The 13,230-nt window shown below is 61.9% G+C and carries 13 protein-coding genes; 6 read left to right on the top strand and 7 right to left on the bottom strand.

The window, feature by feature from the left end; all coding sequences use genetic code 11:
- Positions 1 to 27 precede the first annotated feature (27 nt).
- Positions 28 to 705: a sugar transferase gene (locus tag AC1DZ8_RS02700; protein WP_112560555.1), complete on the bottom strand. Its 678-nt coding sequence runs from the start codon at positions 703 to 705 to the stop codon at positions 28 to 30.
- 607 nt (positions 706 to 1,312) lie between these two features.
- Between AC1DZ8_RS02700 and AC1DZ8_RS02695 the strand changes: the two genes are divergently transcribed.
- The gene (locus AC1DZ8_RS02695) at positions 1,313 to 1,585 is read left to right on the top strand and encodes an exopolysaccharide production repressor exox (protein ID WP_477300200.1); all 273 of its coding nucleotides are present in this window, start codon (positions 1,313 to 1,315) and stop codon (positions 1,583 to 1,585) included.
- 52 nt (positions 1,586 to 1,637) lie between these two features.
- Here the strand turns inward: AC1DZ8_RS02695 and AC1DZ8_RS02690 are convergent, their stop codons facing one another.
- The 6 genes from AC1DZ8_RS02690 to AC1DZ8_RS02665 form a co-directional block, all read right to left on the bottom strand.
- The gene (locus tag AC1DZ8_RS02690; RefSeq protein WP_477300202.1) at positions 1,638 to 3,473 is read right to left on the bottom strand and encodes an ABC transporter ATP-binding protein; all 1,836 of its coding nucleotides are present in this window, start codon (positions 3,471 to 3,473) and stop codon (positions 1,638 to 1,640) included.
- 6 nt (positions 3,474 to 3,479) lie between these two features.
- A complete protein-coding gene (locus AC1DZ8_RS02685; protein ID WP_477300204.1) occupies positions 3,480 to 4,448 on the bottom strand; it encodes a phosphoenolpyruvate carboxykinase (ATP) in 969 nt (322 codons plus the stop codon).
- Positions 4,445 to 6,364 carry a lasso peptide isopeptide bond-forming cyclase gene (locus AC1DZ8_RS02680; protein WP_477300206.1) on the bottom strand — a complete coding sequence of 640 codons (1,920 nt, stop codon included), beginning with the start codon at positions 6,362 to 6,364 and terminating at the stop codon, positions 4,445 to 4,447. Before AC1DZ8_RS02680 ends, AC1DZ8_RS02685 begins: the two co-directional genes overlap by 4 nt.
- 3 nt (positions 6,365 to 6,367) lie before the next feature.
- The gene (locus tag AC1DZ8_RS02675) at positions 6,368 to 6,775 is read right to left on the bottom strand and encodes a lasso peptide biosynthesis B2 protein (RefSeq protein ID WP_477300208.1); all 408 of its coding nucleotides are present in this window, start codon (positions 6,773 to 6,775) and stop codon (positions 6,368 to 6,370) included.
- A complete protein-coding gene (locus AC1DZ8_RS02670) occupies positions 6,768 to 7,037 on the bottom strand; it encodes a PqqD family protein (protein ID WP_477300210.1) in 270 nt (89 codons plus the stop codon). The genes AC1DZ8_RS02675 and AC1DZ8_RS02670 overlap by 8 nt, the downstream gene beginning before the upstream one ends.
- 175 nt (positions 7,038 to 7,212) lie before the next feature.
- A complete protein-coding gene (locus AC1DZ8_RS02665) occupies positions 7,213 to 7,365 on the bottom strand; it encodes a lasso peptide (RefSeq protein WP_477279040.1) in 153 nt (50 codons plus the stop codon).
- 519 nt (positions 7,366 to 7,884) lie between these two features.
- Between AC1DZ8_RS02665 and AC1DZ8_RS02660 the strand changes: the two genes are divergently transcribed.
- The 5 genes from AC1DZ8_RS02660 to AC1DZ8_RS02640 all read left to right on the top strand — a co-directional run bounded on the left by AC1DZ8_RS02660 (position 7,885) and on the right by AC1DZ8_RS02640 (position 13,091).
- The gene (locus AC1DZ8_RS02660) at positions 7,885 to 9,012 is read left to right on the top strand and encodes a nucleotidyltransferase family protein (protein ID WP_477300212.1); all 1,128 of its coding nucleotides are present in this window, start codon (positions 7,885 to 7,887) and stop codon (positions 9,010 to 9,012) included.
- A gap of 148 nt (positions 9,013 to 9,160) precedes the next feature.
- Positions 9,161 to 10,183: a glycosyltransferase family 2 protein gene (locus AC1DZ8_RS02655; RefSeq protein ID WP_477400299.1), complete on the top strand. Its 1,023-nt coding sequence runs from the start codon at positions 9,161 to 9,163 to the stop codon at positions 10,181 to 10,183.
- Positions 10,184 to 10,310: 127 nt separating this feature from the next.
- Positions 10,311 to 10,700 (top strand): hypothetical protein, encoded by a 390-nt coding sequence (locus AC1DZ8_RS02650; protein ID WP_477300216.1) that lies wholly within the window; start codon positions 10,311 to 10,313, stop codon positions 10,698 to 10,700.
- A gap of 122 nt (positions 10,701 to 10,822) precedes the next feature.
- Positions 10,823 to 11,704, top strand: coding sequence for an endo-1,3-1,4-beta-glycanase ExoK (exoK, locus tag AC1DZ8_RS02645; RefSeq protein WP_477400298.1), 882 nt, complete (start codon positions 10,823 to 10,825; stop codon positions 11,702 to 11,704).
- A gap of 55 nt (positions 11,705 to 11,759) precedes the next feature.
- On the top strand, positions 11,760 to 13,091 hold the full coding sequence (locus tag AC1DZ8_RS02640; RefSeq protein WP_477300220.1) for a UDP-glucose dehydrogenase family protein: 1,332 nt from the start codon (positions 11,760 to 11,762) through the stop codon (positions 13,089 to 13,091).
- The last annotated feature ends 139 nt before the right edge of the window (positions 13,092 to 13,230 follow it).

Raw genomic sequence — 13,230 nt, 5'->3', positions numbered from 1 at the left:
GCCCGATTACTGACCCGTTGCGGTCGGTCAGTAGGAACCGCGCGACATCCATACCGCAGGCACGGTCTTGAGGATGATGCGAACGTCTTCGAATAGCGACCAGTTCTCGACATAGTGGCGATCGAACGCAACGCGGCTGTCATAGGAGACATCGTTGCGTCCGCTGACCTGCCAGAGCCCGGTCAGGCCCGGCCGCGACTTCAAATAATAGACCGCAGCACTGCCATAGATCTCAAGCTCGTCGCGCACCACGGGACGAGGCCCGACAAGGCTCATGTCGCCCTGCAGGATGTTGATGATCTGCGGCAGTTCGTCGAGGCTGAGCTTGCGCAGAACTGCGCCGACGCGGGTGACGCGCGGGTCGTTCTTCAGCTTGCGGGTCGCGATCCACTCGGCGTTGGCTTCCGGGTTGGCCGCCAGATAAGCGGTCAGCACGCGTTCGCCGTCTTCGACCATGGTGCGGAACTTGAGGCAGGGGAAAATCCGCCCGCCGCGTCCGATTCGCTTGTGTCCGTAGAAGATCGAGCCACCGTCGGAAAGCTTGACCAGAAGGGCCACCATCAGGAACAGTGGGCTGAGCGCCACCAGGCCGACAAGTGAACCGAAAATATCGAAACTGCGCTTTAGCAGCCCGCCGATTGGTGGCGGAAAATCTACGCCGACCTGCGAAAATGCCGCATTGGCCGACTTGGCAACATCCCTCATGCAAAAGCTCCATACGTTGAACGGATGGTTTATGTCACGATACCAAAAAAATGCTGCAGCGCAACACACAATTTCCCATACGAGTGAAATAGTCACGTCATGAATTGACTAAATAATAAACGTCTCCTGCCCAAATTTTGCCCTTTATGGCACGTTTGTGACGAACAACGAGCAACACAAGAAAATGCAGTGCCGTTTTGGGGCCGATTTTGGGCGAATCGTCCTTTGCCTCAGAGAGAATGGCTTTAACTGATTTCTGAATCCATCGTTTTGCTAATGTAATCAAATAAAATACTAATCAACACCATACATTCTACTGCAGCATAAATTGCGTGGTGAGTTAGGCCACCACCCCTGCGTGTGCATCGCAGCATGGCAGAGTCCAGCGCCCTTGCGGACTGAAAATTATCCCCGGTTGCCCTTGCTGTCAGTTTCGCGCCTTAATAGAGTCGCAAATTATTTCTGTTAGAGTCTGGATGGGTTGGGAAGGCCGGAAGCAACCGGCCGAAAAAGAGCAGCTGAATAAGCTCGCATGGCGAATGGGGAGATACTCGGGTGGGTAAGTCATCGCTTTTGCATGCTCGGGCCGGTTGACGGGCCGCCGATCATGTCATTACCAAAATTCGTCATCGGAATGGTTTTCGCCCTCGCGATTGTAGTCGCGTGGTCCTATGCCGACGGCGCGACGGTCACCACAACGGTGCTTCGCGTCATCGGCTGCGCTGTCCTCATCCAGATCGGTTATTTCCTGCTGGTCTATGTGATGATCGCCAGGAGCGCGCCGACAACGGCCGACAAGGCTCGCGACGCCGAAAGAAGCCTCGGCACCGACAAGGCGGCTGAACGCGAGAAGCTCTCGGCCAGGCGCAGCGTGCATTGAACACAGGCTGAGGGCGGCGCAGTGCCGGCCTCGGATATTCTTGCAGCCGGACTCAGCTTGCCTCGGCCGGCTCCGGTTCTGATTGCTCGCCTGAAAGCATTTTGGACAGGCGGCTGCCGGCCTTCGCCTTCAACCTCTGATATTGCCCGACTTCGACGATCCGGCCGGTTTCGATCGCAACCACCCAGTCGGCGAAGGCGATCATCGATGGCCTGTGCGCGATGGTCAGGATCGTCATCGAACCGCGCAACCCATCGATCGATTTGGCGATCAGGGATTGGTTCTGCCAGTCGAGCGCGCTGGTCGCCTCATCGAGAATGAGCAGCAAGGGCTTGCGCAGCAGCGCGCGCGCGAGCGCAATGCGCTGGCGTTCGCCGCCCGAAAGCCGCACGCCGCGATCGCCGACCACCGTGTCGAGCTTCAGCTCCAGCCGTTCGACGAAGTCGGCGCCATGCGCGGAGCGCAGCGCGGCCCACAGTTCCTCGTCGCTGGCTTGCGGCGCGGCGAGCCGCAGGTTGGCGGCGATGGTGTCGTGCAGCAGGAACACGTCCTGCGGTACATAGGCCACCTGATCGCGCCAGCGCCGCCGGTTGGCAGCACTGATCTCGACCCCGTCGGCGAGGATCTTGCCCGCGCTCGGCTCAAGCAGGCCGAGCAGCATGTCGGCAAGCGTGCTCTTGCCCGAACCTGACGGCCCGATCAGCGCCGTCACCTTGCCGGCAGGCAGGCCGAAGGTGACGTCGCTCACCACCGGCTTGCCGCCGGCCTCATAGGCAAAGGAAACATTGCGGATGTTGAGCCCGATATCGAGCGACAGCTTGGCGTCGGATTCCGCGCTCGCCGGTTCGCGCTCGGCATCGAAACGCGCCTGCATGTCGCGCATCGAGGCGTAGGCGGGCAGGTTGATCAGCACCTGCTGCGCCTGCATCTGCATATCCATGAAGCGCGGCGCAATGCGCATGAATACCAAAAGCAGCACGACGATCTCCGCCAGAGAGAGATTGAAGCGGACCAAAGCGACATAGATGAACAGGCTGAGACCGATGACGCTGGCGACCTGGAACAAAGCCGTGCCGATGGTGCTGTTGCGGACATAATTGATGTTGTCGGCCTTCATCTTCTCCAGCGTCGCGCGAAGCTGCGCGTAATAAGTCGCCTCGACATTCAGGCTCTTGGCCACCTTGATGCCGCCGAGAAACTCCGAGACCGTGCGGTATTGCTCCTGGCGATTGGTGGTCAAAACCCGACCGAAGGCGCTGGCCCGCGCCCGAAACGGCTGCAGCGCCAGGAACATGATTATGCCGATGACGATGGCGAACGCGGTCATGACAGGCGAAATGAACAGCGACACCACGAGATAGCCTGCCGACAGCACTGCGATCTGCACCAGCATCAGCAGCGAGAACGCCGCCGACTGCACGCGGTCGATGTCGCCGGTCAGCGCATGGTCGAGATCGGAGCTGCGCATGCGGGCAAAAATGGCCCAGCGCGCCTTGCCAATGCTCTCGAACAAATTCATCCGCAGGCGGTTGATGAAGTCGAGCAGCAGGCGCGCCATGTAGACGGATTTGTAGCGGTTGAACGCCGCCTGCAGCGCGACAAGCCCGACCAGCAGGCAAAGCACCGTCGTCAATTGCAGCGTCCCGTCCGGCGCCAGCCAGCGCACGAACTCGTTGTTCGGCAGATTGACCGCAAAATTCTGCTCGGGCCGTCCGACCAGATGCAGCAGCGGCACCAGAAGCAGGATCGAGATGCCTTCGGTCAGGCTTCCCAGGATCAGGAACAGCAGCGCCGTCAGCGTTCTGCGCCCGCCGATCCTGGCCATGACGGCGCCTAAGCCGGCAACGTCACGGTAGAACGACAGCTCAAAAATCTTCGATGCCGACATGTCTCGTCACCGCAGCCGGTTGCCGGCCGCCAGATCGTTTTCGATCAGGGCGATGGCTTCGTCGATGCGCTCAAGCCCGGTCGGCACTTCGAGGCGGCAGACGCCGATCTGGCTGGCCAGCGCCGCGCATTGGCGAAGATGCGTCGTGGCAAAATCGCCGACGAGCGCCGGACGGCCGAACCGCGTCACATAGGAGAATTTGATGATTGCCGGCAGGGCACCGATGCTCGGCAGCGGCGTGATCGCGGCCTTGTCGCCGCGCTCGAGGATGTAGATCCGCGTCGCCGGCACCGCATCTGCCGAAAACCCGCCATGCAGGCGATGCTGCATCTTGTCGATGGCCGCATGCACCTGCGGACGTATCTCTGCTTGGCCGAGCGGTATGGCGGCGGCGGCATCGGCGGCGAGTTTTAGTTGCGGAAAGCCCGGAACGATCATCGGCTGCTCGGTGAGATCGAGCGCCACGACATCGTCGGTCAGCAAGCGATGTCCGGCGCGGATCATCGCGCTCGCCGTCGTCGATTTGCCGGCGCCCTTGTCGCCCATGAAAACAGCGCTCTTGCCGCCGACGGCAATGGCGCTGGCATGCAGGATGAGCAGGCCGCGCTGATGCAGGAGCAGCGCCATGACCGGGCCGAGCAGCGGAAACGCCAGCAGCGCATCGTCGACATCAGGCGCCGGCTCGACCTCGATGCGGCAGGCGTCGGTGATCAGGAAGGCGCCGACCGTCTGCCACGCGAGATATTGCTGTCGCGGCTCGAAGCGGAAAGCGGTTCCGGTCTCGGGCGAGGGTTTTGGCCGGTCGATCGGGCCGACCGTGATCAGGACATCGACAGAGGCCGGCGCGCTCGGCTCGAGTTCGGGCAATTCTATCTGCGAAGCAATCGTCAGGCCATAAGCCCTGTAGAAGTGCTGCGCGCGGGCAGCGCTTGGATGCCGGTCATCGGCGGCGACCGACATGTTGGCCGGCATCATGCGTGGCTCCCGCGCTGTTGCACCTGCCGCAGCCACAGCGACAGCGAAATCGAGCGCCAGACATACTGGACATCGGGCAAGGTGGCGGCCTCAGGCTGGCTCGAAATGCGGCCATAGGCGGCGGTTACTGCCGCCAGGTTGACGTAGGGTGCGATCCGATCCGCGTCCTTCACCAGCACCCTGTCCAGAAGATCGCGGTGGTTGCCCAGCATGCCTTTGACCAGATTGGAGGTGAAGTCGATCTTGTCGCGCCGCCATTGCACCGCTGGCGGCAGGATGCCTTCCATGGCGCGCCGCAGCACCGAACGGCCAAAGCCCTGGTTCAGCTTTTCCGCGCCGGGCAGCGCCAGGCAGAACTCGACCAGCGGCTTGTCCCAGAAGGGATAGCGCGGCTCGACGCCGAAATTGGCGGCGGCCTTGTCGAGAACCTCGAAAGCGTGCGGCACCATGCCGTTCGACAGCAGCCAGCGATGGGTCAAGGTCTCGCTGGCGCTGACCGCGGGCGGCATGTAGCCGGCCCGGCGAAACCGCTCGACGAGGTCCGTCCGCCTCGCCAGATCCGGATTGATCAGGCCGCGCCAGCTTGTCGCCGGCCGTCCAGCGGGATGGCGCCGCAATTTGCTGAGCGCACGGTTCGCGAACCGCCTGATTTTCGCGATGCGCCAGGCCGGCCCATAAAGGGTGAGAAACTGGTAGTAGAGGCCGAGCATGCCGTCGCCATAGGTGTTGGAGGCGCTGCGCAGTTCCCGCCACAGCTCCATCCATTTGCCGGCATCGGCGAGTTCGTGCAGATGGCCGTGGCCCTGCGAAACCACCTCGTCGCCGCCATGGCCGTCCAGCAGCACCTTCATGCCTTTGGCGCCGGCGGTTCTGTAGATATCGCGGGTCAACGACAGGCCAGGCGCCAGGAACGTTTCTTCCTGCTCTTCCAGGATGCGCTCGAACTCGGCGAAGGGCGCGTAATTGCCGACCGAAATCAGGGTGCCGTCGACCTTCTGCTGCCCAAGCACCGCCTCGATGAAAGGCCGCTCGTCCATCGGTGAGCCCTTTTCGAACACCAATGAGAAGGTCGCCAGCCTCGGCTTTCGCTGCGCGGCATTCTGCAGGCCCGCCACGCAGGCGATCGAGGAGGAATCGAGCCCGCCGCTCAGCATCGCCCCGACCGCCGGCGTGCCACGCATGCGGTTGCGGACCGATTGCGAAAACAGATGGCGGAATTCTTCGGCCGCGTCCGCGTGCATCGGCCTCCGCGACGGCTCGATCTGCCAGTAGCGGCGCAACACCACCTGGTTGCCGGTCACCGTCAGGCTGTGGCGCGCCGGCAGGCGGAAGATGTCGGCGTAGGCGGTCGATTGCGGATCGTCGGGCAGCCCGGCCAGAAATCCCGAAATCTGGTGCTCGCTGATGCGCATGTCGACGCCGCCGACATCGAGGATCGGCCCGATCTCGGAGGCAAAGACGAAGCGCTGGTCGCTCGAATGGTAGTAGAAGGGTTTGACGCCAAAATGGTCGCGCACGCAAAACAGCTGCTGGCGCTCGCCGTCCCAGATGGCAAATGCAAAATCGCCTTGCAGATGTTCGGGGCAGGCTTCGCCCCAGCGCAGATAGGCGCGCATCAACAGCACCGCGTCGGCAACAGAGCTGTCCCTGATCCCGAGCCTGGCCAGCAATTCGTCGCGATTGTCCAGCCGGCAGTCCGCCGTGATCGCGAGCTTGCCGCCGGCCATCGTCAGCGGGCCGGGGCCGGCTTCATCTGTGGTGTTGAGCCAGGCGTGGCCAAGAACGATGCCAGAATCCATCCACCACGAACTGCCGTCAGGCGCGCGATGCTGCATGCGGGCAAGCATGCGCTGGATATCGGCCGCGGCCGCCGGCTTGCCTTCCTGCCTGAGCAGAATTCCGGCGACGCCGCTCATCGGTCACTGGCCGTGGTCGACGAGATGGGTAAACCTTCCAAGCGAGCCGCCAAGCACGATATGGTCGCCGCTGACCAGCCAGGCATGCGCCTTCAATTCAGTGCCGGTATCGCGCTCGATGCCGATGCGGATCTTCGAAGCGTTGCCCTGGCTGGCAAGCAAATACTGGCCGGAAAGCGCCTGGGTGAGGCAGCTTGCCCCCGGCACCAGGCGCGCCGCGGCGGCAACGCCCCAGGCGACGCGCCTGAGATCGCCGATGCCGGCCGGCTCGCTCGCGTCGAGCCGCGTCACCACCCGACGCACTCTGTTGTAGGAAAACAGTGTCAGCCCCAGCCGCACCGCGACGACCACCGCGAGGCAGTGGGCGAGAAAGAGCATCTCCGGCCCGCTCAGCGAGAGAACTCTAGACAAGTTCCTCATCATGGAGCCTCGCAAGCCCGGCATCCGCCAGGCCTTTCAACAATCCGTCGACATCGGCTTTACAGCGCTCGGGCTCGACATTGTAGCGCTCGAGCACGGCGTTGCGGATTTCCGCAATCGGCTTCGGCTCCTGGATCAGTTCCCAAATATAGGCCCCGACGCTGTTCAGGCTGTAATAGATGTTGGATCGCATATCGAGCAGCGCCAGGCCGTTGCCGAATTCGCAGGCCACGGCATCCTTGCTTGCGCTCACCCGATCATGCTCCGAGGGTTTCCAGTCCATCCTAAACCTCGCTCACACGACACTGCTTACAACACCAACGCTTCGGCAATTCCGGACAAGGCGCGAGAGCCGGGACCTGAGCCCCGACTCTCCTTAATGCGCTCTGTTTCAGAGTCCGGACTTTGTCACCCCAACGAGAAGAGTCTCAGGAGAAGGTGAGTTCGCCGACCGGCGTATGTGCCGGAAACGAGGCGTCGAGAGCCGTCGAGCCGCTACCGCCTTGCGTGATGGTCTCGATCGAGCCGTGGACCGTCAGGCTTGGGGTTTCGTACTCATGCTTTTCAACATTCTGTTCCATTTTACTCTCCAATTATGGACTGGAAGCGGCCTGTCGATTGCCGGCAGCGAGACATTGCTGCACCGCAATAGCTGCATGGCAGCATTTATGAGTCAAGTCTGATTTACCCGCTGTTAATCAATTCTCGGTTGCGGCTGCCTTCAAGGGTGATCAAAACGCTTGCATCTGCACTCTAGCCGCGCATCCCGGGGGAGTTCAACAATGTATCCGTGGTGATTAATTAAGCATCTGATTTAATTACACTAAATTTTCCGCCTGGAATGCCAACCTTTTAGGCTCGAGCGAAGTCGCACGAAAATTGCTGCGGGCGTACCGTCGGCGGATCGGATTCCGGCGACGTGCCTGTGCTGCGTTGCACAATTGCGTCGCTAAACGCTATGGTTGTGGCAAAATCGACCCCGAAGGAAAAACTGGACGCGGCACATGAATTTGGCGATGCTTTGCTTCGCACTTGCAATATAACGCGCCTGGCGAATTATAACGCGCCTGGCGAATTTTTTTGCGGAGATGCTGCAGCATATGGCCTTGCAGGAAGGGACCTTCGAGAGGTTGCGCGCCGCCGGCTGCGCCGACGAAGTCGCCTATGTGCAGGCGTGCCTGCGGCTGTTCTTCAACCCGGAGGCGAGCGCCAGCACGGCGCCTGCACCGGCCATCTCAGTTGCCGACGTTTGCGACATCGCCAGGCTGAACAAGGTCGCGACCTTCATGCTGAAGGCCTTGTCGCGCCCGCCGGCAGGCGAGACGCCACCGGGGTTGCTCGAGTGGCTCGACACCTATCGCCGGCGCACGATCGCGATGAACTCGTCCGGCATCATGGATTCGATGGCTATCGACAAGGCGCTACGCGACAGCAGGATCGATTTCGTCTTCCTGAAGGGACCGTTCCAGCAGCAGCTGCTCTATGGCGACCATTTCATGAAGCCGTCCGGCGACGTCGACATTTTGGTGTCGCCGGCCGGCTTCTTCAAAGCCCGCGATGCGTTGCGCTCGATCGGTTACGAGGTCGCCGGGAAGTCCCGCTCCGTCTGGTGGGTGCGGTTTTTGGGCGAACAGCACATGGTTCGCAGCCAGGGCCAGAAACTGTCCACCGTCGATCTCCACTACCGGCTCCAGCAACCGGGATCGCCAAGCCCACGCGACACGGACGGCTTCCTGCGCCGCAAGCGCGCGCTTGCGATCGCCGGCTCCAGCGTGCCTTTCATCTCGGCTTCCGACACCTTGCTTTTGTCCTGCATCAGCGTCGCCAAGGCGCTGTTCAACCGCGAGCCTTGCGCGGGCTATGTCTGTGACATCAGAGCCGCCGCCAGCCGCCTGAGCGAGGCCGAGCAGCAGACTGTGCTCGACTACGCGGCCGAGCAGGGGCTGGCCGACACGTTGCTGCTGGGCTTGCGCGCCGCCGACGTGCTGCTTGGCGGCGCCGGCACGCTGCTGTCGGATCGGGCGACGCGGATCCTGTCACGCATCGGCAATGAAGATTTGTTCCACATGGTCATCGCGCCGTGGCTGTCGTCGCTGAAGTGGCCGCAGCGACGCACCGTCTTGTGGGAACTGTGCGGTCGCGAACCGGTCCGCTACCTAACCGAGGCCGGCTGGGCTGCGTCCGCCGACCTCAGCCGGCGGATTTTCGAACGGCCGGAAGGCCGGTGACGATGGCTATCGCAGAACGGCAGCGGGCAGAGACGGTTCCGTCCCGGTTGGATGGCGACGGATCATGGGAGGATGGGTTGGGGCACCCTGCGGTGTGCAATGGGCAGGGCAAAGTCAGCAACCATCCATGGAATTGAAAGGCGTCCCCATGTCCGCATCAGTACCCCAGGTCTGCGTGATCATCGCGGCCCGCAACGCGGCCCGGACCATTCCCGCGGCCATCGCTTCGGCGCTGCGCGAGCCGGAGGTGGCGGAAGTCGTCGTCGTCGACGATGCCTCCACTGACGACACCGCAAAAGTCGCCACTGCCGCCGATGATGGCACCGGCCGGCTTTCGGTCATCCGCCTCGACGTCAATCGTGGGCCATCCTTTGCCCGCAATGCCGCTATCGCCGACTCCAAATCGCCCTTCATCAGCATTCTCGACGCCGACGATTTCTTCCTTGAGGGCCGGTTCCGCCAGCTGTTTGCCAGCGCCGACTGGGATTTCGCCGCCGACAACATCATGCTGATCCGTGACGATACGGCGACCGATGTCTCGAAGATCGTCGCCCCGTCCTTTTCGGCCGACCCGGAGTTCCTCGACTTCGAGCGCTTCATCGAAGGCAACATCTCCAGGCGGCGCGTCCAGCGCGGCGAACTCGGCTTTCTCAAGCCGGTCATATCAAGGGCTTTCCTCGACAGGCACGGCCTGCGCTACGACGAAAACCTGCGTCTGGGCGAAGACTATGAGCTCTATGCCCGCGCCTTTGCGCTTGGCGCGCGCTTCAAGGTCATCCGGTCCTGCGGCTATGGCGCGATCGTGCGCGCCGATTCGCTGAGCGGCCGCCACAAGACGCAGGATCTGAAGCGTCTGGCCGATGCCGATCTGGCGCTTCTCAAGATCGACAGCCTGCCTGAAGGCTCCAAGGCCGTGCTGCGCAAGCACGAACGGCATGTGCGCGACAAATACCGGCTGCGCAATTTCCTCGACGTGAAGGCCGAGCGCGGCATGGCGTCGGCGGCTGCCTATGCGCTGGCCAGCCAGTCAAATCTCATTCCCATTGTTCGCGGTGTGGCCTCGGACAAGCTGGATGCGTTGTTTCGTCACGTCGGTTTATCACCGAGACAGCAACCGGTGCCGCCCTTGCGGTACCTGATGGCGGGAACCAGCACGTCCCTGGACAAGTAGGCCTCTCCAGTCCGCGGCAACGGGTACGGAAGGTGGAAAAATTGCCTTTCTGAAACTCGGAGGTTGCCTACGCGCCCCGACGATGGCACTGTATGTTGCGGTGCAGCAATTTTGGAAGGCCAACCGGATGGCTTCAATTTTCGGCTTCAGGTCCAGGGACCCGGCCCGGGACAAGCAGACCGATCTGGCGCGTTTCGACCGTCTGGCAAAGCTGCTGGATCAGATCACGGCCGAGATCGCGGCCGAGAAAACCGGGCTGGAGAATCGCTATCGGTCGAAGTCCACCAACGCGGCCTTCCTGGTCGAATCGATGGAGAACGGTTCAGCGTCGGCAAGCAAGCGGTCGGAAGTCGGCAATTTGACGAAGTCGATCCTGAACTGCGAACAGCGCATTGCCGAATTGGTGCGCCAGACCAGCCGGATGAAAGAACTGCGCCATTCACTCGACGCGATCGTCGAGGAAAATGGGCAGAGTTCCGAGCAGAGAGGCGAATACGTCAAATCCGCGGGCCGCTGAAGCCGGTCATACGAGGCACAGAAGAGAAAGTTCGGGGGACGGAGGATCGGGATCGGCCCGTTAGCAATGTGGGCCAGTCGGTGACTTTGGGTTGGGGCGGAACAGCACAAAGGTGAATTGATATGAACGCAGACCCGAAGACGACCTCCATCGTGGCAATCGATGCCATGGCGTCGGCGCAGCCAAATCGGCAATTGCGTCTTCTATCCGTTGGTGCGCTTCTGCTGGCGGCAGCCGCAGCACTCTTCGGCGCCGCGCAGCCGTCCCGCGCCCAGGATGCCTCCCCGGAGATGCAAAGCGCGCCATCCTTTGTCGACGATTTCAAGAGTTTCGATCGCTCGCGTTGGTATGTCTCCGACGGTTGGTCGAACGGCAACCACCAGAATTGCACCTGGTCGAAAGGCCTGGTCAAACTTTCCGACAACATGCTGACGCTCGGTTTCGAAAAGCGCAAACTGAAGGACCGCGAGTTCGCCTGCGCCGAAATCCAGACCAAGCAGCGCTTTGGCTACGGAACCTATGAGGCGCGGATGAAGACCGACACCGGTTCCGGTCTCAACGCCGCTTTCTTCACCTATATCGGCCCTGCCGACAAACAGCCCTGGTATGAGATCGACTTCGAGGTCCTGACCAAGGATACCTCCAAGGTGCAGGTCAACAGCTACATCGCCGGCAAGCCCAAGAACGAGAAGCTGGCCGAGGTCGAAGGCGGCGCCGACAAGGGCTTCAACGACTATGCCTTCATCTGGGAAAAGGACCGGCTGCGCTGGTACGTCAACGGCAAGCTGGTCCAGGAAGTGACTGACCCGCAAGAATTGCCGACCCATTCGCAGAAGATATTCTTCAGCCTCTGGGGCAGCGACACGCTGAAAAACTGGATGGGCGCCTTTTCGGATCCCGGTCGCCAGGTGTCGATGCAGGTGCAACGCGTGGCCTTCACAGCGCTCGGCCAGCCGTGCCAGTTTCCAGAATCGCTGGCATGTAGTGTAAGCAGCATAAAGTAGATCTGAACCGGCTCGGCCATATCAGGCCAAAGGGCGTGAACAGGAATTAACCCGAATGAATTTGACGGTCTTTGGAATTGGCTATGTCGGTCTCGTGCAGGCCGCGGTGCTGGCGGAAGTCGGGCACCAGGTGGTGTGCGTCGATGTCGATGCCAAAAAGGTCGAGCGGCTCAACCAGGGCTTCGTGCCGATTTTCGAGCCCGGACTGGAGAGCCTGGTCAAGGAGAACCACGCCGCCGGACGCATCCAGTTCACCACAGACGCCGCAGCCGCGGTCAAGCATGGCGAAATCCAGATGATCGCGGTCGGCACGCCGCCCGGCGAGGACGGCTCGGCCGACCTCAAATACGTGCTGGCGGTGGCCGAGACTATCGGCCGCGAGATGGACAGCCCCAAGATCGTGGTTGGCAAGTCGACCGTCCCGGTCGGCACCTGCGAAAAGGTCAAGGCCAAGATTGCCGAGACGCTGAAGGCGCGCGGCCGCCAGGATCTGGCTTTCGACGTCGCCTCCAACCCGGAATTCCTCAAGGAAGGCTCCGCCGTTTCCGACTGCATGAAGCCCGACCGCATCATTGTCGGGACCAACAGCGAGGACACCGAGGCGGTGATGCGCGAGCTCTACGCGCCGTTCAACCGCAACCACGAGAAGATGATCGTGATGGACGTGCGCAGCGCCGAATTCACGAAGTACGCCGCCAACTGCATGCTGGCGACCAAGATCTCCTTCATGAACGAGATGGCCAATCTGGCCGAGCAACTCGGCGCCGACATCGAGGAGGTGCGCAAAGGCATCGGCTCGGATCCGCGCATCGGCTACCACTTCATCTATCCCGGCCTCGGCTATGGCGGCTCGTGCTTCCCCAAGGATGTGCGCGCGCTTATCAAGACCGCCGAGGGCGTCAAGTTCGACGCCAGGTTGCTGCGCGCCGTCGAGGAGCGCAACAACGAGCAGAAGACGGTGCTGTTCGACAAGGTGCACCGCTATTTCAAGGGCAACCTCAAGGGCAAGACCTTCGCGCTCTGGGGCCTCGCCTTCAAGCCCAACACCGACGACATGCGCGAGGCGCCGGCGCGCGTCCTGATGGAGGCGCTGTGGCAGGCCGGCGCCAATGTGCAGGCCTATGATCCCGAGGCGATGCAGGAATGCCAGGCCATTTACGGCCTGCGCGACGACCTGCTTTTGTGCGGCACCAAGGAGGCGGCCTTACGCGGCGCCGACGCGCTTTTGATCGCCACCGAGTGGAAGAGCTTCCGCGCCCCGTCCTTCGACGCGGTGAAGGACGCGCTGACCACGCCGGTCATCTTCGACGGCCGCAACCTCTACGATCCCAAGGTCATCGCCCGCCACGGCATCGAGTATTTCTCGATCGGCAGGATGGCGGCCTGATGCATGTCGACATTCATCAAACCAAAGGCTTAAAGCGCGTCGCGCTTTAAGCCTGGCATGGAAAGTTGGCTGACCGGGGGGTTGGGCCTGGACGAACGACAAAGACGCCGTGGGGTGGGGCGTGTCGCAAGAAAGGCAA

The sequence above is a fragment of the Mesorhizobium sp. P2_F7 genome (genome assembly GCF_056403695.1).
This window is presented reverse-complemented; position numbering and strand designations above follow the sequence as displayed.